Source organism: Myxosarcina sp. GI1(2024) (assembly GCF_053543375.1).
This window is the reverse complement of sequence record NZ_JBKGTY010000002.1, coordinates 432,863-455,591: the sequence shown is the minus strand read 5'-3', so window position 1 is coordinate 455,591 and position 22,729 is coordinate 432,863. Positions and strand designations below refer to the sequence as shown.

Genomic DNA, 22,729 nt, shown 5'->3' with positions numbered 1-22,729 from the left:
GTATCAGAGTACGCTCTTATTCCACAGATGCTTCTGGCTGTAACTCAGGGGCGCTTGTGGGAGTCGAGGAAAGATATTTATCAGTTTCTCGGACTCTCTTACTCAAGAAACGGCAAATTTCTAGGATAATGTGGGGACGTTGCGAAATTAAACTAATAAACCGTTTCTTCTCTAGTTTGAGAAGGGTACAGTTAGTCAGAGCGATCGCGCCGTTCCAGCGAGGAGCATCATCAAACAGAGCAATTTCGCCGAAGTACTCTTCGGCAGCTAAGCGCTCGAGCTCTTGTTGTTTGCCATCAACCTGTTTGACGAGCCGAACTCTACCGTCGGCAATAATATAGAGGTGAGAACCCCAGCTTCCTTCGGTGTATATAGTTTCGCCGGCTAAAACTCGCTCCGTTTCTAGTGCTTTGTCGATTAAAAATAGTTCGTCTAAAGAGAGGTTCTTAAACAGAGCGACATTTTTAAGCAATAGTAGTCTGTTCATAGAAGTATTGCTAGGAGGCAGTAAATTGACTGAGTTAGAGGCAGCTAGATCGTCACAGGGCGGAGTCTCTCTATCTGGATATTGAGTAGCAGGAGACGGGATTAAATGAAGTTCGCCGTTCAAAGGTGCGATCGCTACTTGAGAATGGGATAACTGGTGTTGATGAGTGAAAAAAATTTCTCTAGCAACCAACCGGACTACGGGATCGCGATCCCCAATAAGTGCCGAGGGAATTGTTGCCAGAGGGATTAAGGCACCAGTTCTAATCCATCTATCTTTTGATTCTAGTGCTTCTAGTAAGATTTTGTAGCCTTTAGTTCTCAACCATTGATGAGTGGGATAAACTGAATTGGACGATGGTTTGGATTCGAGAATGGGAATTAAGGGAGCGATAAAACGACGTTCGCCGAGCGAAGCTAAAACTTCAATGGCGTTGGCTACTTTTTTAGTATCGGTAGTCGCCAAGATCCGGTTAACGATATTAACCGTTCGCGAGTATCCCAAACAGGACAAAATATACAGTACTTTCTGAATCAGACGCTGGTGATAGTCGGCGATCGCCACAGCTAACAACCGCCAGTTAAGATCCTGTTGGGGAATCTGTTGTTGCCACTTACGAGTCAGAGAAAGCTGCTCGAATTCGGGAGCTAGATGTTGGAACAAAATATCGCTGGCTTGTTTGGTGCGAATCCTACCGATTGCGGCGATCGTGGCACTGACTACTTCGGGATTGGTTGAGGCTAGACTTTCGGTTGCCAAAGCCAGTCCCGATTGACCGTATACCGCCAGAGTAAGTGCGGCTTGTTGTCTGACTCTTGGTTCCCTATCTGCCAAACCCTGCTTGAGATAGGACAGCATCGCTCCACAACGAGTAACCTGGAGTAGTTTATATGCTGCAACTCGAACTAGAGGTTCGGGATGTTGGAGTTCGGCTACCGCTAGTCTGGCTAATTCTATTTCTCCTGGAAGAGCCAGTTGAGTTAGAGCTTCTAAGGCTTCTTGTTTGGTTTCGCTATCGGCTCGTTCGAGAATTCCTCGCAGTAGAGGAATCAAATCGCGATCGCCTCGATGGGCGATAACTCTAATAACAGCTTTAACTGCCGTTCTGTCTAATTCTAATTGCCAAACCGTTTCTGACGCACTGGCAATTGGGGAATTCTCATTGTCGTTAGCAATTGCCGCTACTGCTGCTAACACCCTAATTTCTAAATGCTCGTCGGCAAGTAACTCGAGCAGTTGCTGCTCTGAAAAAGGGTAGCAATTGACAATTAGGATTTCTAAAGCCATGGCTCTTACCTGCGCTTCCGCATCTCTGGTTAAGAGCTCTTCCCACTCTTGTAAGGACGGCTCGCTATTGAGAAATAACTTTAGTACTGTTTGACGCAGTTGAGCATCGGCATTGGGTAGTAGTGCGAAAATTTCGCTCGAAAATTGACTGGGATGCCCCAAACTTGGAACTAGCTCTAAGCCTTTAATTTGTAAGTAGCGATCGCCACTGCTGAGAAACTCGCCAATGGTGCTGGCAGATTGAGGCGGTAACTGAATTCCCTCTTCGCCAAAATCATCTAAATTAATGCTGTCAGAGCGAATGATTTTCTCCAAACTTTGAGCATAAAATTTGCCCATCGGCAACCTTATCAACAACAGCAGGATAGTCAGGCTAGCCGCCAGCCAGGTAATTTGCACCAAATCGAGATAGAGATGGGCGAACCACAAGACAATTCCTGCTAGAGTCAAACCGATAGAGTAAACAATGCCATCGCTTACAGCTCGAACTCTACCGATAAATTCTTGAGGAATAGCATTGTAGTTAAGTTGGTGAACGGGGAGATTAATCGCCTTATATAGAGCATCACCATTGACATGAAGACTAATAGCAGCAGGTAAATTGAAATTGAGTAGTAGTCCTAAAAAGCTGAGTAAAGTAGTCAGAGGATAAACGGCATTAAGCCGCGCTACTCCCAACCAGTGCAGTAGGGGACGAGTAACGCCGTAAAGAACTGCTACCTGGATCGAACTAATGACAATTCGCATTAGTCCCAAAAAACCCGTTAAAGCTCGTTCGTCAAAGTTTTGACCGTAAATATTCAGCCAGAGAAATTCCGAACTGACATAAATAATTACCAGTAGAAAGCTACTGCTGGCTAACAAAAGTACTAGGGGATAGCCTTTGACTAAATCCGGAAATGTTTTTAGAGACTCGATTAGTCCTGCGGTTTTTTGCTCTCTAACTACATCGACCTGGCGTTGAGAACTTTCTAGATAGAGTAATTGTCCGAAAGCGATCGCCAAAAGTAAGAGTAAAGGCAACAGCAAGTCCTTCGTCGTCAAATAGCGAGACAGCAAAATCGTCAAACCACCACCGATTAGGGTTCCTGCTGCCTGTGCGATGCCGATAAAAGGAGCATATCGCTTGTATTCTAAAGTAGTAAAGTAATCCGTTAGCAGACTAGGATAGAGAATATTATTATGAAAATCCCATTGAAAAAAGATAAAAATTAGCAGGATATAGTAAATCCAAGTAGCATTTAAAGTTAACAAAAACCACAAGCTAAGAGAAATTGTGGCAAAACCCAACAAAGCATAGCGAAATAGCAGCGGACGACTATAGCGATCGATCGCCAGAGAAAAAATTCCATAAGCTGGTATGGAAAATAATCCAATCGAGATAAAAGCTAGAGGTAGGTTTCCCGCTCCTACGTTACTGATAAATAGGGAATTAGCGATCGCCATGGCAACCACACTATAGCTTAAAACTGTAGCTGCCAATAGTAATAACTGCGCTACGAGGGTTTGACCGACAGTTAAAGCAGGCAAAGTAAAACGCTCGAAGATCTGGCTAGCTTGGGTCTTGGGGCGACCTACTATTTGATAAACTCGATTAAACATAAATTTTTCTCTGAGGTTGCGCTTAGGTCGTTTGCGTTTTGGTATCTGGCTCTAGTGTTTTCTCCGTCTCTGGGCTTTCCTCAGTAGTTTCTACTTCTGCTACGGAGGTACTAGATTTGACGAATAGGGTCAAACCAGCAGCAACGATCATACACACTCCACCCACGACTACGGCAAGTAAGCGGTCTTCATGAAGCAAGTTAGTCATGATCCAGCCAAAACCTAAGGAAACAGCAATTTCTGGCAAAACGATAAAAAAGTTAAAAATACCTTGATAAATTCCGCGGCGCTCCGGGGGAATGGCTCCGGTCAGCATAGCGTAAGGCATAGTCATCGCACTCGCCCAAGCAATACCCAAACCGATCATCGCGACGAACAATAAATACTTATTTTCAATTCGCAATAGTAAAATCGCACTCAGACCGCCACAAAGCAAACAGAGAGCGTGAGTTTTCTGGCGACCGAGCCATTTACCTAAGTAAGGCAAGATAAAAGAAAATGCCACACAGACAGCATTGTAAACTGCAAAACACAGTCCAGCCCATTCGATACCATCGCTATAGAGCACTGAGTTTTGGCTAGTAGCACCAAAAATATTGCGAGCCACGGCAGGGGGAAAATAAAGAAAAAAGCAAAAAATACCCAACCAGGTAAAAAATTGCACTCTTGACAACTGCTGCATCGTGGTGGGTAAATGCTGTACGGTATGCCAAGTTTCGCGAATACTGCTACCGATGCCGCCGCGTTTTTGCTGCAGTTTTTCAAAATTTTGCAAGTTTTTAGGAGGTTTTTCTGGGGTAGTTATTACTGTCCAGACTACCGTTCCCAAAAATAAAATTCCGCCGACGTAAAACGAAATTTCTACGGTTAGAGGGATCTGGCGAACTGTACTGCTAGCGTTTGCAACCCCGAAAAAATGATTGAGCGACCAAGGTAGAACCGATGCCGTGACAGCACCAATGCCCACCATTACGCTCTGCATGGCAAATCCGCGGGTGCGTTGTTCGTTGGGCAGTAAGTCACCAATAAAAGCTCGAAAGGGAACCATGCTCACATTGGCACTGGTATCTAAAATCCAGAGCAATCCTGCAGCTATCCAGAGAGAAGAGCTATGGGGCATGAAAATCAGACCGATAAAGCCTAAAATTGCTCCCATTAAAAAATAAGGTCTTCTTCTGCCTAAGGGCGTCCAGGTATAGTCGCTGAGATTGCCAATAATTGGCTGAATCACTAAACCCGTTAGAGGAGCAGCAAGCCAAAGAATGGGAATTTGATGGGCATCTGCTCCTAAGTGTTCGAAAATGGCACTCATATTTGCCATTTGTAGTCCCCAAGCAAATTGGATTCCTAAAAAGCCGAGGTTCATATTCCAAAGTCGTCTAAAATTCCACTCTTCGGTCAAACTTCCCTCTTGCGTGTCTTCTGAAAATTCGATTTTTTGTTCCTGAATAGACATACGATAATAATTAATTTTTTTGGGCTGAAAAAGCCTACATGACGATCTTATCAACGATAAGAGATTGGCAAATGATTGCTATCCAACAGAAGCAGCCAAATCAAATCTTTGAACTGGGAATTTTTACCAGCCAACTGTGGGAGCAATTTTAACGGATTCAATTAATATTTGGCTCGCTCGAGAGTACAGTCTTCGAGAATCAATCCAAACTCGTCCCCTCCCAATCTTCCTAAAATATCTCCTTGAGCGATCGTGCTACCGAAGATTTGGGCTAATTCTGCTAGCAGGCGATCGCCGACTAGGTGTACTGCCGTATCGTTGACAATTTTGAACCGATCGAGGTCTAAATAACACAATACTTTGTCCGTGCCATCTTTTCGCACCTGCTTGACTGCTTCTTGGAGTTTTTCATCAAATTGGCGACGATCGATCCCGTCAGCGAATCGTAAGCTGCCTGATAGGTAATTTGTTTAGAAAGATTGTGTTCGGTGGTAATCTCCCGTTGAATGCCTCGATAACCGACGAATTGATGGTGGCGATCGAAAATTGGGAGAGCATCTCATTTTGGAAGAAAAACTGAAAAAGAGTAGAAATAATTAATCACAATGACAGTCAAACTGAAAGAAGACTTAAGTTGAAAGCAAGTAGAGTATGCAATACTTCTCGTTTAACGAATGCCAGTTAGCTGTTGATGTTACGGGAAGGGTAGGGTTAAAGGTGAAAGGAAAAAAGTCTACGCAAGTTGTCAGCTCTATCTTTTCCTTTTGTCTTTTTCCCTTTTTCCAGACGCAACCAATCGATCGTGATGGCTTAACCGAGAAGTATTGAGAGTATTTTTACTTGTCATAATACTAAAATAACCGTCTAGATAAACCTTTAAATAAAGGCGACCGCTAAAACACCTACCGATCTCGGCGCGATCGCTCCTAAAATAACTTATCCGCTCTCTCTGAGTTAATCGCTAAAAATTAGTATGAGATGCGATCACCTCAGTTAGCTTGGCAATAACTTCGTCTACGGCGAGCGCGCCTAATTCTCCTGAAGCACGGGTACGAATGCTCAAAGTATTGCTCTCGATCTCTTTATCTCCCACCACCGACATTACGGGAATTTTTTGCTTCTCAGCGTTGCGAATCATTTTACCCAGTCGTTCGCCGCTACTATCGACTTCGGCGCGAATCCCTACCGCCAGCATTTTAGTAACTACTCGATTGGCGAAATCAACATGGGCATGACTTATGGGCAACAGACGCACCTGGATTGGTGTCAACCAGAGAGGAAAATCGCCGGCATATTCTTCGATTAAAATGCCAATCAGTCTCTCTAAAGAACCAAAAGGAGCGCGATGAATCATAATCGGACGCTGGCGCGAACCGTCTTCAGCAACATACTCTAATTCAAAGCGTTCGGGCAAATTATAGTCTACCTGTACCGTACCCAACTGCCATTCCCGTTCGAGGGCATCTTCAAAAATAAAGTCGAGTTTCGGTCCATAAAATGCTGCTTCGCCAGTGGCTTCAAAATGTTCCATGCCCAGTTTTTCCACGGCACGACGAATAGCATTTTCAGCCTTTTGCCAAGCTTCGTCAGAACCAATATACTTATCGGATTCTGGGTCGTGAAAACTCAAACGGGCTTTAAAGTTGGTTAGCTGTAAGCTCTTAAATACAGCTAAAATCAAATCTACTACTTTTAAAAACTCTTCATCGAGCTGTTCTGGGGTGACGAATAAGTGAGAATCATCTACGGTAAAGCCTCGAACTCTAGTCAAGCCCCCTAACTCTCCCGACTGTTCGTAACGATAGACAGTACCAAATTCTGCCAGTCTCAGGGGCAACTCTCGATAAGAACGCAACTCGCTCTTATATATTTGAATGTGAAACGGACAGTTCATCGGTTTGAGTACGAACCCCTGTTCGGCAGCAGCAGAGCGTTCGTCTTCTGCCATCAACGGGAACATATCTTCTTGATAATTTTGCCAGTGTCCGGAAATTTTAAACAGATCGACTTTAGCCAGGTGAGGAGTAACCACGGGTAGATAACCCCGTTTGAGTTGTTCCTGTTTGAGAAAGTCTTCTAGCTGCGATCGCAAAATCGTTCCCTTAGGAGTCCACAACGGTAAACCAGGTCCCACCGGATCGGCAAAGATAAACAGTCCTAATTCTTTACCCAGCTTGCGATGATCTCTTTTTAATGCTTCTTGTTTGCGACGCTTGTATTCTGCTAATTGTTCGGGGGTTTCCCAAGCAGTACCGTAAATTCTCTGTAATTGGGCGTTATGTTCATCCCCCCGCCAGTATGCCCCTGCAACGCTTTCTAATTCGATCGCCTTTGGGTCGATTTCGGCAGTAGTTTCTACATGAGGTCCGGCACACAAATCCCACCACTGGTCTCCTAAGTGATAGATGGTAATCGGTTCTTTAATGTCTGCCAATATTTCTAATTTATAGGGTTCTCCTAAGTCTTCAATACGACTTTTAGCTTCTTCGCGGCTGACTTCTTCCCGCACTACTGGCAGCTTACGATTAATAATTTTAATCATTTCTTTTTTGATTTTCTTTAAATCCTTGTCCGTAAACGGTTCGGGATTGTCGAAATCATAGTAAAAGCCATTTTCCGTCCAAGGTCCTATAGTTACTTGGGCTTTGGGAAACAGCTTTTGCACTGCCATCGCCATAATATGTGATGTGGTGTGACGGATTTTTTGGAGAGATTTCGATTCGCTAGTGCGAGGTAATTTAATTGGTTCTAGTTTTGCTTTCAATTCTTTTTCTGCAGTGGTCATAAGCAGTTCGAGGATGCCAGTAAACTTGTTTTATTCTATCGATGGTAGGAATGTTTTGTGACTATATGGGACTATATTGACTACGGAGACTGCTTCGAGTCCCATTCGATAAGTCCTAATGTATTTGGCGACTGTGTCGTGCAGCGCAATTGTCATCAAATCTAGCTAAGGATATCGCTCATGCCAATCGTGCTTCGCTCGAGAGACTTGGAGGGGAAGAAGAGAGTTAAAATTTTATCTAATCTACCTTTTACCTTCAACCATCTCAACTTTTAATCGATTCATTGCTACCCCACTTCAAAATCTGTTTGCTGCTAGGCATCATCTACTGAAGCTTGGAGCAGGTCGTACTATTAGAGCGCCAACAGTAGTTAAATTAATCAAATCTCAATAACTGGACTCTATTCCTAGTAGTATATTTATAAGTTATTGCCATTTATTTTTAAGGGCAATAATACACTTTTATTCGATCGTGATAAATTTTAAATACAATCATTAAGTTTTGTCAAAAACGCTAAGATAAATAGTGAGATAATAAGTTATTTTTAAATTTATGCCTTCAGAACAACCTACGGAAAAAGAATTGCTGAAATCGGTCTTAGAGCCGCTTTTAGAAGATTTTCAGTATTGGTTCGGGCGATCGCGATCCTTATTAGAATCAGAACGTCTAGCTTTTTTGTCGGTCGAAGAACAAGCTCAATTTTTAAGAAGAATCGCACGAAGCCAGCAAGAAGTCGGTACGGCTCAAATCCTGTTTAAAGCGACTAATGGAGAAGCGGGAATCGATTCAAATATGCTTCCTCCATGGCATCAGCTAGTAGTTGAGTGCTGGGGCTTAGCCAAGAAAAGGCGAGAAATGAAACCGGATGAACAGCTTTCCGATTCTTAACTATAGATATAAATGAGATTTGTTTGACGATCGGACGATCGAATCAAAATAGACTAGTTAAATTGAGAAACAACTCTATGTTACATTTACTTTACATTCTGGCTTTTACTTTTATCGCCCTGCTTGCGGTTAGTAATTTGATTCGCAGTTTAATTACCATTAGTATGAATGCTTCGAAAGTTCATCCCGGTAATTCTCCAACTTCGAGATTTAAAAGAAACTCTTTTGAAGACCAACAACACAGTTCTCTTCGCCAAATTCATCCAGAGTTATTAGACGAACGGGGTAAAGTTATCGAAGAACCTTTATTGGTGATGCGTTCTGTATCTGTAGAAGATGCGCGGCAAAAACTTGACGCACTCTATGATTCTTCGCCGAGTAAAACCAATAATGATTCGGAAGAATAAAACTTATCTCCTAACATGATAAATTAATCGATTCATTTGATATCGATTGAGGCTTTCAGGGAACAATAAGCTGGTAGTTTCTCTAAAGCTTCTGATAATCTATGGTTAGAAAACCCGACGAATATGCCATTCACTTCCTAATTTCTGGCGGTCATAAAGAAGAGGTTAGATTTGGCAGCGTACAGGAATTTCAAAAGTGGTACAGTAATGAGTTGATGGCAAAATCAGATTCTTCAGAATTCGTTAATGTTCCCATTAAAAACATTCAGGGAGAATATATGGTAATTCGCCCTGCTAGTGTTTTAGCGATTCGAGTAGAACCCGTATTCTTGGGTAGTGTAGAACGGTTTTAGCCAGTAGGCGTTCTCTCTGAGTGAGGCTTCGCTCTGAGAAATTAAATATTTGACATTTAAGACATTACTGTAACCCAGAGGAGCAATGATTCCTTTGGTATTTTTTTGTGGATTAGAATAACCACACTGGCGATCGATTATCTAGTTAGCTAAATAGCAATTCCCCATAAAATGAAATTAACAACTTATTGCTAGTTAGCGATCGCTTTTTTCCAGTGAAACACGACTGCTATAGTATACCGTTCGTACTCATCTACCAGATCTCGAGCGACCATAAATAAATCGATAACTTGACTCAATTAATCATGGTGCATCAAGAGAAACTATATGAAGGAAAAGCTAAAATTCTTTATTTAACAGAAGATCCTGAGGTGGTGTTGACTGTTTATAAAGATGACGCTACGGCTTTTAACGCCCAAAAGCGAGGACAAATTCGAGGAAAAGGTGAGATTAACTGTACCATCGCCCAAGCTCTATTTAAGTTATTAGAAAAAGCGGGTATAGCCACTCACTACATCGATTGTCCGAAGCGCGATCGTATGAGAGTCAAGTCAGTAAAAATTATTCCTTTAGAAGTAGTGGTGAGAAATATCGCTGCAGGAAGTCTCTGTCGCCAAACTGGATTGCCAGAAGGAAAAATTTTACCTTTTCCCTTGGTAGAGTACTATTTGAAAAATGATGAGTTAGGAGATCCCCTATTAACTCGCGATCGCCTCAAAATTTTAGCAATTATTAGCGATAGGGAATTAGCCGCGATCGAACAATTGGCTTTAAAAATTAATCAGCATCTTCAAGAATTCTTTACTAAATGTAAAATCACCCTGGTAGATTTTAAACTTGAATTTGGCAAAGACTCGCAACAGCAAATAATCTTAGCCGATGAAATTAGTCCCGATACCTGTCGGCTTTGGGATGCAGGAGAAACAGACCCCGAAGCTAGAGTAATGGATAAAGATCGTTTTCGTCGGGACTTAGGCGGAGTCGAGTCGGCATATCAACAGGTGCAGCAGCGCATCTTATCACAGATTGTAGATAGTTAACTAACGCTACCCCGCCTGTCTTGGCGAGCCTGGCGTTTACTTCGTCAAACCCCGAGCACAGCTATCATAGCTGGGAACATCCACACATCTAACCAGTCAAATTCAAGCGTACGGTATTTTTAGTTAGTGATTCTTGAGTTACTAAATAAAAAAGTAGCGAGTGAATTTGTAAAAACTAAAACAAAAACTGTTATATTATCGATCGCTTTACTGGGTGTGTGGACGTGCTAGAAAAACAAAAAAACCTCTATCTCTGGTCAACTGCGATCACTGCATTGGCAACTTGGTTAACTCTTGGCTTATCTCTGCCAGTCAAAGCAGAGAATAAACAACAAATAGGCGATGAGCTAACCCCAGAACCAAAAAATCTACCGCTCGATTCAAAACAGTTCGAGCCAGAGGCATCATCGCAACTAGCTTTGAATCGGCAAAAGCGATCGCCGAGCGACCCAAAACCCAATTCGGTTCTGGGTGGAACCATAACCGCTCAGGAGGAATTTCCACCAGTTCCACCACCCCAACCCACTCTTCCACCAGAAACAGAAACAGAAACCGAGACACCGCTAGAAATCCCTGAGGATAGCGACGACGTTGGGGATCCGATACCGCAACCCACTCTTCCACCAGAAACGGAGACAGAAACGGAGACAGCGCCAGAAATCCCTGAGGATAGCGACGACGTTCCCGATTTTTCTCCACCCGCGCCGGAGCAACCCCAACCCGAGACTCCCCCTCAACCCGAATCGACCTCAGAACCTCGCGTTTTAGTAGCCGAAGTGAACGTAGAAGGTGCTGATGAAGAACTAGAAGACATTGTTTACGAAACTATCGCTACCGAACCCGGCAGAACTACCACTCGTTCTCAATTACAAGAAGATGTCAATGCGGTTTACGCTACGGGCTTTTTCCAAAACGTGGAGGTAACTCCCGAAGATACTCCCCTAGGCGTACGAATTACATACGAAGTACAACCAAATCCAATTTTGAGAGACGTATCTCTAGAAACTCTCCCCCGTGATGCAGAAACTAGAGTTTTGCCTCCAGAAGTAGTTGACGAAATTTTCCAAAGTAACTACGGTCAAATCCTCAATCTTCAGGAATTACAACAGGGCATTATTCAACTAAACGAATGGTATAGCGAACAGGGTTACGAGCTAGCACAAATCGTTGGCTCTCCAGAAGTTAGCCCCGATGGAGAAGTTACCTTAGTAGCTGCCGAAGGTATAATTGAAGACATTAATGTGCGCTTTTTGGATGAAGAGGACGAACCCGTAGAAGGAAATACCCGCGATTTTATCGTTACTAGAGAGATCGAGTTAGAGCCTGGAGATGTCTTTCAGCGAGAAACTGCCCAAAGGGACTTGCAGCGAGTCTTTGGCTTGGGAATTTTTGAAGATGCCCGTTTTTCTTTTAGTCCTGGAGAAGACCCTAGTAAAGTTGTCGTTAACGTCGAGGTCGTCGAAAGTAGTAGCGGTTCGATAGCTGCAGGAGCGGGGATTAGCTCTTCTAGTGGTCTATTCGGTACGGTTAGTTTTCAACAACAGAATTTAGGTGGTAACAATCAGACCTTAGGTACGGAAATTCAAGTCGGAGAACGAGAACTGTTATTCGATGTCAATTTTACCGATCCCTGGATTGCTGGGGATCCGGCACGTACCTCCTACACGGTTAATGCTTTCCGTCGTCGTTCCATATCGCTAGTTTTTGATGGTGATAATAACGATATTGAAGTTCCTCAAGGTGACGATCTTGATGAAGATGTGGACGATTTTTTTGATGATGACGATTTTGATGGTGATAGTCCTCGTGTAGTTCGTACTGGCGGTGGGATTAGTTTTTCTCGACCCTATCCTCGCGATCCTTTTGCTCGTCGGGAATGGACTCTATCAACTGGTTTTCAATATCAACACGTTGCGATCAAAAATGATGATGGCGATATAACTCCCAGGTCTGTAGGAGAGGGTGATAATCCCAGTATTAATCTTGCCTTTAGCGATAGTGGAGAAGATGATTTATTTATTTTTCGCTTTGGGGCGACTCGCGATTTTCGCAACAATGCTTTGCAACCGACAAGCGGTTCTTTATTACGCTTGGGAGTAGAGCAAACCGTGCCAATTGGTTCGGGAAGTATTCTTTACAATCGGCTTCGAGCTAACTATAGTCGTTATTTTCCCATCAACTTGATTAATTTTATTGACGGTCCCGAAACTCTGGCGTTTAACGTTCAAGCGGGAACGGTGCTCGGCGATTTACCTCCTTATGAAGCCTTTGTTTTAGGTGGTAGTAACTCGGTGCGGGGTTATGGTGATGGTGAATTAGGCAGTGGTCGCAGTTACGCTCAGGCAACGGCGGAGTATCGTTTTCCCATTTTCCGCATTGTCGGTGGTGCGCTCTTTTTCGATTACGGTACCGTGTTGGGTACCGATGATAATGTTCCCGGAGAACCGTCCATAATTAGAGGTTTACCTGGAAGTGGTTATGGCTATGGTATTGGGGTTCGAATTCAGTCTCCATTAGGTCCAATTCGGATCGATTACGCGATTAATGATGAAGGAGACAATGAGATTCAGTTTGGTATCGGAGAGAAATTTTAAAGTGAGCAGAGGTGATAGAGCGATCGCCATGAGTGAGCAGCTAAAAAATACCGTGGAACTTTCAGGAGTGGGACTGCACTCTGGTGTTACTACTAGAGTAAAAATTGAGTTTGGCGATCGCGCCAGGGGTCGTTATTTCGTACGAGTCGATCTGCCCGAGCGACCCATAATTCCAGCTACAGTCGCCGCAGTCAGTCAAACTACCCTTTCAACGGAGTTAGCCGTGGCTGGGGCAAAAGTGAGAACTGTAGAGCATTTGATGGCAGCTTTGGGAGCCAACTACATTGCCGATGCCAGAATCGAAATCGACGGTGCAGAATTACCCCTATTAGACGGTTCGGCAAAAATTTGGTCTGAGGCGATCGCCGAGATGGCAATTGCTCCTGCTACTCCGACACAAACCATTACTCTAACAGAGCCGATTTGGATTAGAGAGGGCGATGCTTTCGTGGCGGCTTTACCAGCTCCCGAAACTCGTTTTACATACGGTATTGACTTTAAGGGTTATCCAGCGATCGCCAATCAGTGGCATAGTTGGAGTCCCAGAGAAAATAATTTTAATACCGAAATTGCTCCTGCTCGTACTTTTGGTTTTGCCGAACAAATCGAACAGCTACGACAAGTAGATTTAATTAAAGGCGGTAACTTAGAAAACGCCTTAGTTTGCAGCCGAGATGGTTGGCTAAATCCTCCGTTAAGATTTACGAATGAGCCAGCCCGTCATAAACTATTAGATTTAGTAGGAGATATTAGTTTGCTAGGAGAATTTCCTCAAGCTCATTTTATTGCCTACAAAGCCAGTCATAAATTACACCTTCGACTTGCTAGCCAACTAGCCTTACTTAAAAATAGCGCTCGCGGCTAATAATCTCAGAAGTTACTAACGGCGATCGCTAGTTCTCATCTTGGATCCGATTCCTTTAAAATCTATATAATTCATCATGTCAACCGTTAGCCAAGCCAACACAGCCCAACAATCCCTTAATATCCAAGAAATTCACAACTTACTTCCCCATCGTTACCCTTTCGCTCTGGTAGATAGAATTATCGAGTACGTACCTGGAAAAAAAGCTGTGGGAATTAAAAACGTTACCTTCAACGAACCCTATTTTGCAGGGCATATTCCCAACCGTCCGATTATGCCAGGTGTTCTCATGGCAGAAGCAATGGCGCAGGTAGGAGGCATCGTTTTAGTGCAATTGCCAGAAATGACGGGTAAATTTTTTGCTTATGCAGGTATAGATAAGATGCGTTTTCGTCGTCAAGTCATTCCTGGCGACCAATTGATCCTCACCGTAGAACTGTTATCTTTAAAGCAAAATCGCATTGCTAAAATGCAGGGGAAAGGAGAAGTAGAAGGAGAACTTGCCGTTAAGGGAGAAATGCTATTTTCTCTAATTGATTGATAGCCGTCAATAGAAACGAAGATTATCTTGAGTGCCTTAATTCATCATACCGCCGTCATTCACCCCAATGCCGAACTCGCTCCGACAGTTCGAGTAGCTCCCTATGCTGTCATTGGGGAAAAAGTTAGAATAGGCGCGAATACCACAATTGGCAGTCATGTAGTTATTGATGGACTGACTCAAATAGGTAGGGATAATCAGATTTTTCCTGGGGCTGCTATCGGCTTAGAACCTCAAGACTTAAAATATCAAGGTGCCAATAGTGGCGTTAAAATTGGCGATCGCAACCGGATCCGCGAATACGTTACCATCAATCGCGCTACGGGTGAAGGAGAAGCCACAGTTATCGGTAACGATAATTTGTTTATGGCATATTCCCATGTCGGTCACAACTGCGCCATTGCTAACGAAGTGATTATTGCTAACAGTGTGGCGATCGCGGGTCACGTTAAGATCGATTCGATGGCGGTCATTAGTGGCGTATTGGGCATTCATCAGTTCGTTCATATCGGGCGACTGGCAATGATCGGCGGCATGAGCCGCATCAGTCGCGATGTAGCACCCTATATGTTGGTTGAAGGCAATCCCGCTAGAGTGCGATCGCTTAACTTAGTGGGATTAAAGCGCAGGGGATTCGCTTCGAGGCAAATCACTCAACTCAAACAAGCTTTTCGTCTACTGTTTCGCGATGGTTTGCCTCTCGATAAGGCGCTCGCTCAACTAGATTTATTAGCCGATAACGAACATGTTCGACATTTACAAGATTTTATCAAACAGTCTAGTTCTCCAGGAAGAAGAGGACTGATTGTGGGCAAATAATCATCCATAGCAATGCTAGACTCTATTAATACCAAACCACTTCGAAATATCCGCCCAGTTTAGTGCTAAAAGTTGTAACCCCAATATATTTTATCTATGCTTGGTTACATCTACCTGTCGACACATTTCCCGCAAACAACAGCTAGAACAGTAAGGCAATTTACCCGTACATATATGTTTGCCAAAAGGAACCAGTAAACTATTAAGCTCAATCCAATATTTTGAGGAAAGTTTGGTTTCCAAAACAGCAGTAGTTTGTTCTGGGGTTTTAGTTTGGACATAGCCCCAACGATTGGTAACTCGATGAACGTGAACGTCTACACTAATATGAGGTTCTCCGCAGGCAATACCTAAAGTGAGGTTAGCGCATTTGACTCCGACACCTTTGAAACTCAGCATTACTTCCTGGTTGCAGGGTAAATCGCCATCGTATTCCCTAACTATTCGTTCTGAGATAGCTTTGATCTGTACTGCTTTGCGCTTAGCGTAAGTGCTTGCCTCAATTAAAGTTTCGATTTTATCCGTACTCAAACGACTTATTTGAGTAGGAGTATTAGCTAGGGCAAATAGACGACGCGAAACTGGTAAACTGACCTCATCATAGGTGCGAATCGAAATAATGCAGGCGATTAACTGTTCGAAAACAGAAGTGTAGCCCTCTTCGGCTAAAGCGAACATGGCAGCTTTAGGAAAAGGGCGTACTGCCTCGCGTAGCTTTAATATTGCTGCTTCAATATCCATCCCTTGCTTTTCGCTCATTTTATTATTCCGATGTTCTCATATTGCTTACCATAGAAGTACGAGCAAACGTTAGAACATTTTTCAGAGTTTCTTTTTTCTACTCCCATTCTCGATTCCCGATTCCTTCTTTATTAGATTAGTATCCTAACCTGCTAACGCATTGCTATATATCGAGCGAGTCTCCGAAATTTATTTTACGTAGTTAAATCTAGCTGGGAGCTTAATTCCATCTTTGGTTATAGATTTCTGAAACATTCTTAACTTAGCGATCGCTTGTGGTAGAGTTCGAGCTTTCTTTCTCAACTATACCAGTCGAGTTCAAAATCTTTTATTTTGGCAACATAGAACCAAACAAGCGATAAAAATCTGCTCTTTGAAATTCGTAACACTCGCAACTAATCTCTTCGAGGAGCTGCAAATTTATAATTATAATACTGCCACGGGAATAAACGATCGCACCTGCTTTTTGTAAATTCTGTGCGGTTACAGTTACGCTAGCACGACGAACTCCAAGCATTTTGGCGAGAAATTCCTGAGTCAGGGGTAGCTCATCACATTGAATCAAACTTCTGACTTGTAGCAACCAACGAGCGAGACGTTGTTCGACTGTATGATGGCGATTGCAGATAGCAAGTTGCGAAATCTGCGTAATTCTATGTTCGGCGCTGAGTAGCAGTAGCTTCTGTAGCTTACCTCCTCTATAAAATTCGCGTTTTATGACCTCAGCAGAAATTTTAGTAAGCGAACCCGGCAACTGAATCAGGGCGCGGTGATGACTGCGATTACCGCCTAAAATAATCGGCAGACCGAGTAAGCTATTTCTGCCGACTATACCGACTTCAGTAGTAGAACCGTCTTCTAAATATGAGACTAAGGAAACAATCGCCTCGTTAGGAAAATAAACTGTTTCGATCTCATCTAAACTTTCATAGAGAACTGTTCCTCGAGGAAGATTGACTTTGGTTAGTTTGAGAGCGAGCCACTGATACTCTTCTTCTGGTAATGCCGCAAGAATTTGATTGATTGGACGCGACGGACTATCGAGCATTGAGAATTAACTTTTAATCCTAGTTAACTTAAAGATTATAAACTTTAAGCTCTGAGCTTGGACTTTGGCAAGAAAGTCGTTAAAAAGTTTATTTAGTTGCTTATTTTTGGATTATACATTTGAGAACACCAAAGAATTGCCCCGGGTCGATCTTCTCACTAGCTTGTCAAAACTAGATCGTGTAACTGCCAGTCAAATATCTCAACTATCTTAGAGGTTAAATCATCCAGATAGAATGGTTTGGTAATTGTTTTCAAGGCATAGGTATCATTTAATTTAGTGAGAGTATTTTTATTGACCATTGCCGTAATAAAAATTACGGGAATAGTGCAAGTAAATAGATTATTTTGCAACCTTTCGTAGACAGCCAAACCATCAACTTCAGGCATAACCAAATCTAAAAGAATCACATCGGGTCGTTCTAATTCGGCTTTGGCAATCCCTTCGATTCCATTTGAAGCTGTCAAAATTTCCCAGTTCGTGTTTAACTCAAAGGCAGTTTTTACCAAATCTCTACTATCATCATTATCATCAATTACGAGAATACGTTTGATAGCCATAAGGAGCTATAACCTACCGGGATAATGGTTTATTAATCTAAAAGCTTTACAATTTTTTACTATTGCAACCGTACGCTAGCAGACAAACACATTTAAATTACAATAGTAGTATGTAGAAGTTTTTTGAACTAGAGTAAAAATAAAAGATAACTACTACAGCAGTTGGTTGGACAGACCAATAAATAATATTTTTGGCAGGGGTACCAAAAAAGTGAATAATTCCTTACCCTTATAGTCGATCGATAGATCTGTCCTGAAAATAGAAGCTAAAACAACGCAAATTCTTTGAGGACTCTATTTTCATTCCTGGGTTGTGAACGTTAGTTAATGGCATCTCTTGCATGAATAAACGACCGAAACCCTTTTCCTTTGACCTTTACCCTTTTACCATTAGCTTATGTAGTTAATGATGATTCGTGCAAGAAGTCTAATAGTAACTTCTGTCGATCGTGGTTATTCAGCAAAGGTCGCTACTTCACCGTCGGGACTTAACATTAGGCGAACGGTAAGGTTTTGTCCTCGAGATGAAGGACTAATAAAACTTTCTCCCATCAAAGGAATATTAGTGCGATCTAAATATACTTCCGAAGCTTTACCAATGGGAAAAATACGAGCGATCGCGCCCTCACTACCGATAACTAAACGATATTCTATGGTTTCTGTTAGTTGTTCTGGTGGCTGCCATTTTTCCTGAAAGTATTGGTTTACCTGCTGCAATTGAGTTTGAGCGGTAGAACTACTCAAAGCAAGCTGGGAATTTTTGGGAATTTCCTCAGCTTCGGGTGTAGTTTCAGAAAAATTATTGCTATTCTCGCTATCGAGCGATCGCGCCGTAACATCCGTATCTAGATCGCTGCTAGCAATACTATCTTCTGGATTGGGCACTAGGTAGTTAGCCGCCGGAGAAGGATTAGGATTGGGGGACTTAGTTTCGGGTTGAGATGTACTAGCAGAAGTAGATTGCTGAGGTTCTGAAGTCATTTCGGGTAGAACAGTAATAGTCGATTCGGTTCGATCTGAAGGAGGGACTGGAGGTTCTAAAGCCGATAAATCTAATGGTTCTGAAGGAGGATAGTCCGCCGGATCGGGAATATCGGGTTGGGGTTTGGGGACATCCACCGGCAGCGGTGGTGGTAGTTTTTCGGCTGATGAAATCGGTTCGCTTAATTGCGGTTTGGCTCTTGGTTCTTCAGTTTTCGATACTTGAGGGGGAACTACCCGTTCAAATTCGGGAATGGTTTCAGTAGATTGTGGTTCGGAAGATGAAGCTCGTTCTGGTTCTACCTGTTGAGTATTTTTAATTTCTAAAGTTGCCAAACCGAGAACTAAAATTGCCCCAACAGCACAACTACCCCAAACCAGCAGATTTTTACTAGGTTTAGACGTTTTTGATAGGGTTGAATTAGTAATTTCTCTTTTGTAGGCTTCTAAGGCTGTAGTGAGATCGAAGAGCTGCACCGTAGTCAAGTTAATTTTTGAAACAGAATCCTTGTCTGAAGATTTAAATAACAGTTGATGGTTGAGTAAGCCTGGCGATCGCAAATCTAATTCGATTTCAGTCTCAGAAATGAGGTCATCTACCTTTAAAGTAGGTACGAATGATGAGCTTAAATATTTTTGCAAACGGTCGAAAACCAATCGGTCGAGCCGTTCTAACTGTTGGCGATCGCCCTGGATGGTTACCTGCTCTCTCTCTGGTATTCGCGGATCGTCAAAACTCAACCGAAAATACGATTTATCTGCGGTTCTGACTGAATAATTAATTTCTAAGGTGCAAGTAGGAGGTGTAAAACGACAGACCTTTGGTGGAGAAGACATAATAAGACCAGATCGAGATGTTGGTTCTGAACTAACTGGCAGCATCTAAGGTTGCTAGCCACAGTAGACGATGACCATTGCTACCACTGTAGAACAATAAGTCTGTCAAAAGCTTCCAAGCTAGTTTAGATAAATCAAAAGTAACTGGCGATCGCTCCTCGGTTTGGCTGCGATAGAGATTGATAAATTTATTGAGGTAATCTTTAAGAAGAGTAACGCTCTCGGGTTCTCGATGTTCGGCTTCTATCTGTTCGAGAAGACTGACAGCACGACGAATTAATTCTCGCTCTCGTTCGGCTATGTGACAAATAATTAATACCAGCGATCGCGCCTCTTCTACATCCAGCGATTTATTTGCCATACCCGATCGCCATCGACTTAGATGCTCGCCTACTATTGCAGTCAAGTTCAGTTCTTCAGCCGCCTGTAATAAAGTTTCAGAATTTAGTTTGGCGATCGCCACTAAAGCTAGCAAGACTAAATCTAAATAAGCCTCAATCCGATCTAACTGCTGTCTATCGGGCACTCGTAGTTGCTGCAAATCTTGCCATCTCGACTCAGAAGGAGACTGCATAATGTTTAGTACATGGTAATTGATATCATATCTTATTATGTTGTTTATCCCCGATTGTTTTAGTTTTTAATGGCAGAAACCTCCCAAACCATTCAGCTACCCAGTAACGAGAGTGCCATCGCGCTAGCAGGAGACAACGAAGAAAATCTGAAACTATTATCTCGTCGCACGGGAGTCAAAGTAGTCTTGCGGGGACAAGATTTGATGCTGTTCGGTCAAGAAAAAGCCGTGGCTCGCAGCCTCAAAGTTTTGCATTCCCTCAAGCCTTTATGGGAGTCGGGAAAAGCGATCGTCGAACCAGATATTCTTACGGCATTTCAAGCTGTAGATACCGGACGCATCGAAGAATACGGAGAATTGCAAAAAAACGTTATCGCTCGTACCAAAAGAGGAGAATTAATTAGAGCCAAAACGTTTAAGCAAAAACAGTATATCAAAGCAATTCAAAAACACGCCATTACCTTTGGTATCGGTCCTGCGGGAACGGGAAAAACGTTCCTTGCCACCGTATTAGCCGTAACCGCCTTACTTAACGACGAGTGCGACCGCATTATCCTGACTCGTCCGGCAGTAGAAGCGGGAGAAAAACTAGGTTTTTTACCGGGAGACTTACAGCAGAAAGTCAATCCTTTTTTGCGTCCGCTTTACGATGCTTTATACGAATTTATCGATGCCGAAAAAATACCAGATTTAATGGAAAGGGGTAAAATTGAAGTGGCACCACTCGCCTATATGCGGGGACGAACTCTTTCTAATGCCTTTGTCATTGTAGATGAAGCTCAAAACACTACTCCCGCACAGTTAAAAATGGTGCTGACTCGCTTGGGATTCAATGCCAAGATGGTAGTAACTGGCGACATTACCCAAACTGACTTACCAGCAAATCAAGATTCGGGGTTGATTGTCTCGCGGCGAATCTTGCGCAATGTTGAGGGAATTGCTTTTTGCGAATTAACCCAAGCCGATGTCGTCCGTCATCCTTTGGTACAAAAAATTGTCGCTGCTTACGAACAGTACGAGAAGTAATCAGTAGTATGAATTAGCTTTAAATCTTTTGATATCCTATCTTGATTTAATAAGCAGCCGCTTTACATGCGGGTTTACGACTGTCATTAACTCCCGTTAATAAGCCCGTTTCAGGATCGACTAAAATTGATTCGGCAGCACCCCAAGTATCGAAAGGAAAAATTTTATAGCCTCTCATTTTTAAACCTCTAATGGTTGCTGCATCTATAGCATTAGGTTCGCTAAGAATTCGGTTGGGAAAACCCTGGTAGTGGAGACGGGGAGTATTAACTGCGGTTTCAAGATCCATACCATAGTCGATCGTATTGATAATTACCTGCAACACTGTCGTAGGAATGGTCGAACCTCCAGGACTTCCAGTGACTAGATAAACTTTTCCATCTTTAGTAACAATTGTCGGCGACATAGAACTTAAAGGACGTTTGCCTGGTTCGATAAGATTGGCTTCTCCCTGACGCAAACCAAACTGATTGGCTTTCCCTAACTTGCTGGTAAAATCGTCCATTTCGTTGTTAAGCAAAAAACCCGTACCGGGTGCAACTACCCCCGCACCGAAGTAAGAATTAATCGTATAAATTACCGCTACGGCATTACCGGCTTTATCTACTACCGAATAGTGAGTCGTGTTGGTTCCTTCAGTTTGAGTCTGGGAATAGACCGATTCGGGAGGTATGGCTTGGTAGTCGGGAATTTTAGTTCTCAAGGCAGCCGCATAATCTTGAGACAGCAAACGCTCTATAGGAAGCTCGATAAAAGCGGGGTCGCCCAAATATTGATTGCGATCGCCAAAAGCAAGTAACATGGCTGAGAAAATGTAGTACAAACTTTTGGGAGTCCGCCAATCCAACTGGGGTAAATCGTAACCAGCCAAGATATTTAACATCTGACAGACGGTAGTACCACCCCCTGGAGGAGGTGCAGAAATTACTAGATAGCTTCGATAGTTGCACTGTACTGGTTCCCTTTCTCTAATTTCATAATTCGCGAAATCCGCTAGGCTCAAAATACCGCCATTAGCTTGACTAGCTGCGACGACTTGGCGAGCGATTTCACCTCGATAAAATGCATCCGTACCTTCTTCGGCAATTAATTCTAAGGTCCTGGCGAGATCGGTTTGAATTAGAACATCTCCAGGCTGATAAACTCGATCGCCCTCAGTTAAAAATATCTCGGCAACATTGGGTTCTAATAGCTTTTTTTTTCCCGCTTTAAAAATATCTACATCACCCGGTTGCAAAACAAAGCCGTTTTTGGCTAAGTCAATTGCAGGCGCGATCGCGCGATCGCGCTCTATGGCACCGTATTCGCTTAAAGCATAATCTAAACCTCTAACAGTTCCAGGAACCCCAACCGCCAAATAACCTTGAGTACTCAATCCTTTAATCAGATTACCTCGTTCGTCGAGATACATATCTCGCTCAGCAGCTAACGGCGCAGTTTCGCGAAAATCGATAAAAGTTGATTCCCCATCGGCAAAGCGAATCAGCATAAAGCCACCACCGCCTAAGTTACCACAACAAGGATCGCTAACGGCTAGAGCATATCCTATGGCAACGGCAGCATCGATCGCATTACCTCCATCTTTTAACACTTGCAAACCAATCTCCGATGCTTCTTGTTGGGTAGAGACAACTGCACCATTATTACCTGAAGCTTTAGAGTCGATATTTTCGGCATTAGCTGGGTTGCAAACTGGTAACCAAGAATTATTACAGTTCAACTTACTCACTAGCCGATAAACTAAAGGACTATCGATACTGCGGTAAACACCAAAACCCAGGATTGCGATCGAACTAACAGCTAGAATTAGGGTTTTTTTTACTGACATCTAACTTAA

19 protein-coding genes are annotated in these 22,729 nt (G+C 43.0%); 9 read left to right on the top strand and 10 right to left on the bottom strand.

The window, feature by feature from the left end; translation table 11 throughout:
* Window positions 1-16: 16 nt before the first annotated feature.
* The 4 genes from ACLFKQ_RS11165 to thrS form a co-directional block, all read right to left on the bottom strand.
* On the bottom strand, window positions 17-3,376 hold the full coding sequence (locus ACLFKQ_RS11165; RefSeq protein WP_448999890.1) for a cyclic nucleotide-binding domain-containing protein: 3,360 nt from the start codon (window positions 3,374-3,376) through the stop codon (window positions 17-19).
* A 22-nt stretch (window positions 3,377-3,398) separates the two neighbouring features.
* Window positions 3,399-4,832, bottom strand: a complete 1,434-nt coding sequence (locus tag ACLFKQ_RS11160) for an MFS transporter (protein ID WP_448999889.1) — start codon at window positions 4,830-4,832, stop codon at window positions 3,399-3,401.
* 161 nt (window positions 4,833-4,993) lie between these two features.
* Window positions 4,994-5,215 (bottom strand): diguanylate cyclase domain-containing protein, encoded by a 222-nt coding sequence (locus ACLFKQ_RS11155; protein WP_448999888.1) that lies wholly within the window; start codon window positions 5,213-5,215, stop codon window positions 4,994-4,996.
* Between the two features lie 578 nt (window positions 5,216-5,793).
* Window positions 5,794-7,617, bottom strand: a complete 1,824-nt coding sequence (gene thrS, locus ACLFKQ_RS11150) for a threonine--tRNA ligase (RefSeq protein ID WP_448999887.1) — start codon at window positions 7,615-7,617, stop codon at window positions 5,794-5,796.
* Between the two features lie 553 nt (window positions 7,618-8,170).
* Here thrS and ACLFKQ_RS11145 point away from each other — a divergent pair.
* The 8 genes from ACLFKQ_RS11145 to lpxA all read left to right on the top strand — a co-directional run bounded on the left by ACLFKQ_RS11145 (window position 8,171) and on the right by lpxA (window position 15,125).
* A complete protein-coding gene (locus tag ACLFKQ_RS11145) occupies window positions 8,171-8,506 on the top strand; it encodes a DUF2605 domain-containing protein (RefSeq protein WP_448999886.1) in 336 nt (111 codons plus the stop codon).
* Between the two features lie 77 nt (window positions 8,507-8,583).
* Entirely contained in the window at window positions 8,584-8,913 is a 330-nt protein-coding gene (locus ACLFKQ_RS11140; protein ID WP_448999885.1) for a DUF2973 domain-containing protein, read from the top strand.
* Window positions 8,914-9,014: 101 nt separating this feature from the next.
* Complete coding sequence (locus tag ACLFKQ_RS11135; protein WP_448999884.1) at window positions 9,015-9,266, top strand: hypothetical protein; 252 nt, start codon at window positions 9,015-9,017, stop codon at window positions 9,264-9,266.
* Window positions 9,267-9,571: 305 nt separating this feature from the next.
* Window positions 9,572-10,306: a phosphoribosylaminoimidazolesuccinocarboxamide synthase gene (purC, locus tag ACLFKQ_RS11130; protein WP_449000340.1), complete on the top strand. Its 735-nt coding sequence runs from the start codon at window positions 9,572-9,574 to the stop codon at window positions 10,304-10,306.
* Window positions 10,307-10,530: 224 nt separating this feature from the next.
* Window positions 10,531-12,900 carry a BamA/TamA family outer membrane protein gene (locus ACLFKQ_RS11125; RefSeq protein ID WP_448999883.1) on the top strand — a complete coding sequence of 790 codons (2,370 nt, stop codon included), beginning with the start codon at window positions 10,531-10,533 and terminating at the stop codon, window positions 12,898-12,900.
* A 28-nt stretch (window positions 12,901-12,928) separates the two neighbouring features.
* The gene (gene lpxC / locus ACLFKQ_RS11120) at window positions 12,929-13,765 is read left to right on the top strand and encodes a UDP-3-O-acyl-N-acetylglucosamine deacetylase (RefSeq protein ID WP_449000339.1); all 837 of its coding nucleotides are present in this window, start codon (window positions 12,929-12,931) and stop codon (window positions 13,763-13,765) included.
* Between the two features lie 76 nt (window positions 13,766-13,841).
* Complete coding sequence (fabZ, locus tag ACLFKQ_RS11115) at window positions 13,842-14,306, top strand: 3-hydroxyacyl-ACP dehydratase FabZ (protein WP_448999882.1); 465 nt, start codon at window positions 13,842-13,844, stop codon at window positions 14,304-14,306.
* 27 nt (window positions 14,307-14,333) lie between these two features.
* A complete protein-coding gene (gene lpxA, locus ACLFKQ_RS11110) occupies window positions 14,334-15,125 on the top strand; it encodes an acyl-ACP--UDP-N-acetylglucosamine O-acyltransferase (RefSeq protein ID WP_448999881.1) in 792 nt (263 codons plus the stop codon).
* 90 nt (window positions 15,126-15,215) lie between these two features.
* Here the strand turns inward: lpxA and ACLFKQ_RS11105 are convergent, their stop codons facing one another.
* The 5 genes from ACLFKQ_RS11105 to ACLFKQ_RS11085 all read right to left on the bottom strand — a co-directional run bounded on the left by ACLFKQ_RS11105 (window position 15,216) and on the right by ACLFKQ_RS11085 (window position 19,866).
* The gene (locus ACLFKQ_RS11105) at window positions 15,216-15,884 is read right to left on the bottom strand and encodes an endonuclease III domain-containing protein (protein WP_448999880.1); all 669 of its coding nucleotides are present in this window, start codon (window positions 15,882-15,884) and stop codon (window positions 15,216-15,218) included.
* A gap of 310 nt (window positions 15,885-16,194) precedes the next feature.
* Window positions 16,195-16,914 carry a Crp/Fnr family transcriptional regulator gene (locus tag ACLFKQ_RS11100; RefSeq protein WP_448999879.1) on the bottom strand — a complete coding sequence of 240 codons (720 nt, stop codon included), beginning with the start codon at window positions 16,912-16,914 and terminating at the stop codon, window positions 16,195-16,197.
* A 158-nt stretch (window positions 16,915-17,072) separates the two neighbouring features.
* On the bottom strand, window positions 17,073-17,474 hold the full coding sequence (locus ACLFKQ_RS11095) for a response regulator (RefSeq protein ID WP_448999878.1): 402 nt from the start codon (window positions 17,472-17,474) through the stop codon (window positions 17,073-17,075).
* A gap of 453 nt (window positions 17,475-17,927) precedes the next feature.
* A complete protein-coding gene (locus ACLFKQ_RS11090; RefSeq protein ID WP_448999877.1) occupies window positions 17,928-19,292 on the bottom strand; it encodes a DUF4335 domain-containing protein in 1,365 nt (454 codons plus the stop codon).
* Window positions 19,293-19,323: 31 nt separating this feature from the next.
* A complete protein-coding gene (locus ACLFKQ_RS11085; RefSeq protein WP_448999876.1) occupies window positions 19,324-19,866 on the bottom strand; it encodes a DUF3038 domain-containing protein in 543 nt (180 codons plus the stop codon).
* A 69-nt stretch (window positions 19,867-19,935) separates the two neighbouring features.
* Between ACLFKQ_RS11085 and ACLFKQ_RS11080 the strand changes: the two genes are divergently transcribed.
* Window positions 19,936-20,892 (top strand): PhoH family protein, encoded by a 957-nt coding sequence (locus tag ACLFKQ_RS11080; protein ID WP_448999875.1) that lies wholly within the window; start codon window positions 19,936-19,938, stop codon window positions 20,890-20,892.
* 46 nt (window positions 20,893-20,938) lie between these two features.
* Here ACLFKQ_RS11080 and ggt read toward each other — a convergent pair whose 3' ends face one another.
* Window positions 20,939-22,720: a gamma-glutamyltransferase gene (gene ggt / locus ACLFKQ_RS11075; protein ID WP_448999874.1), complete on the bottom strand. Its 1,782-nt coding sequence runs from the start codon at window positions 22,718-22,720 to the stop codon at window positions 20,939-20,941.
* Between the last annotated feature and the right edge of the window lie 9 nt (window positions 22,721-22,729).

Excerpts from the sequence above, each read along its gene's own strand:
- ACLFKQ_RS11165 (WP_448999890.1), bottom strand. The coding sequence starts at position 3,376 with ATGTTTAATCGAGTTTATCAAATAGTAGGTCGCCCCAAGACCCAAGCT.
- ACLFKQ_RS11160 (WP_448999889.1), bottom strand. The coding sequence starts at position 4,832 with ATGTCTATTCAGGAACAAAAAATCGAATTTTCAGAAGACACGCAAGAG.
- thrS (WP_448999887.1), bottom strand. The coding sequence starts at position 7,617 with ATGACCACTGCAGAAAAAGAATTGAAAGCAAAACTAGAACCAATTAAA.
- ACLFKQ_RS11145 (WP_448999886.1), top strand. The coding sequence starts at position 8,171 with ATGCCTTCAGAACAACCTACGGAAAAAGAATTGCTGAAATCGGTCTTA.
- ACLFKQ_RS11140 (WP_448999885.1), top strand. The coding sequence starts at position 8,584 with ATGTTACATTTACTTTACATTCTGGCTTTTACTTTTATCGCCCTGCTT.
- ACLFKQ_RS11135 (WP_448999884.1), top strand. The coding sequence starts at position 9,015 with ATGGTTAGAAAACCCGACGAATATGCCATTCACTTCCTAATTTCTGGC.
- purC (WP_449000340.1), top strand. The coding sequence starts at position 9,572 with ATGGTGCATCAAGAGAAACTATATGAAGGAAAAGCTAAAATTCTTTAT.
- lpxC (WP_449000339.1), top strand. The coding sequence starts at position 12,929 with ATGAGTGAGCAGCTAAAAAATACCGTGGAACTTTCAGGAGTGGGACTG.
- fabZ (WP_448999882.1), top strand. The coding sequence starts at position 13,842 with ATGTCAACCGTTAGCCAAGCCAACACAGCCCAACAATCCCTTAATATC.
- ACLFKQ_RS11105 (WP_448999880.1), bottom strand. The coding sequence starts at position 15,884 with ATGAGCGAAAAGCAAGGGATGGATATTGAAGCAGCAATATTAAAGCTA.
- ACLFKQ_RS11100 (WP_448999879.1), bottom strand. The coding sequence starts at position 16,914 with ATGCTCGATAGTCCGTCGCGTCCAATCAATCAAATTCTTGCGGCATTA.
- ACLFKQ_RS11095 (WP_448999878.1), bottom strand. The coding sequence starts at position 17,474 with ATGGCTATCAAACGTATTCTCGTAATTGATGATAATGATGATAGTAGA.
- ACLFKQ_RS11090 (WP_448999877.1), bottom strand. The coding sequence starts at position 19,292 with ATGTCTTCTCCACCAAAGGTCTGTCGTTTTACACCTCCTACTTGCACC.
- ACLFKQ_RS11085 (WP_448999876.1), bottom strand. The coding sequence starts at position 19,866 with ATGCAGTCTCCTTCTGAGTCGAGATGGCAAGATTTGCAGCAACTACGA.
- ACLFKQ_RS11080 (WP_448999875.1), top strand. The coding sequence starts at position 19,936 with ATGGCAGAAACCTCCCAAACCATTCAGCTACCCAGTAACGAGAGTGCC.
- ggt (WP_448999874.1), bottom strand. The coding sequence starts at position 22,720 with ATGTCAGTAAAAAAAACCCTAATTCTAGCTGTTAGTTCGATCGCAATC.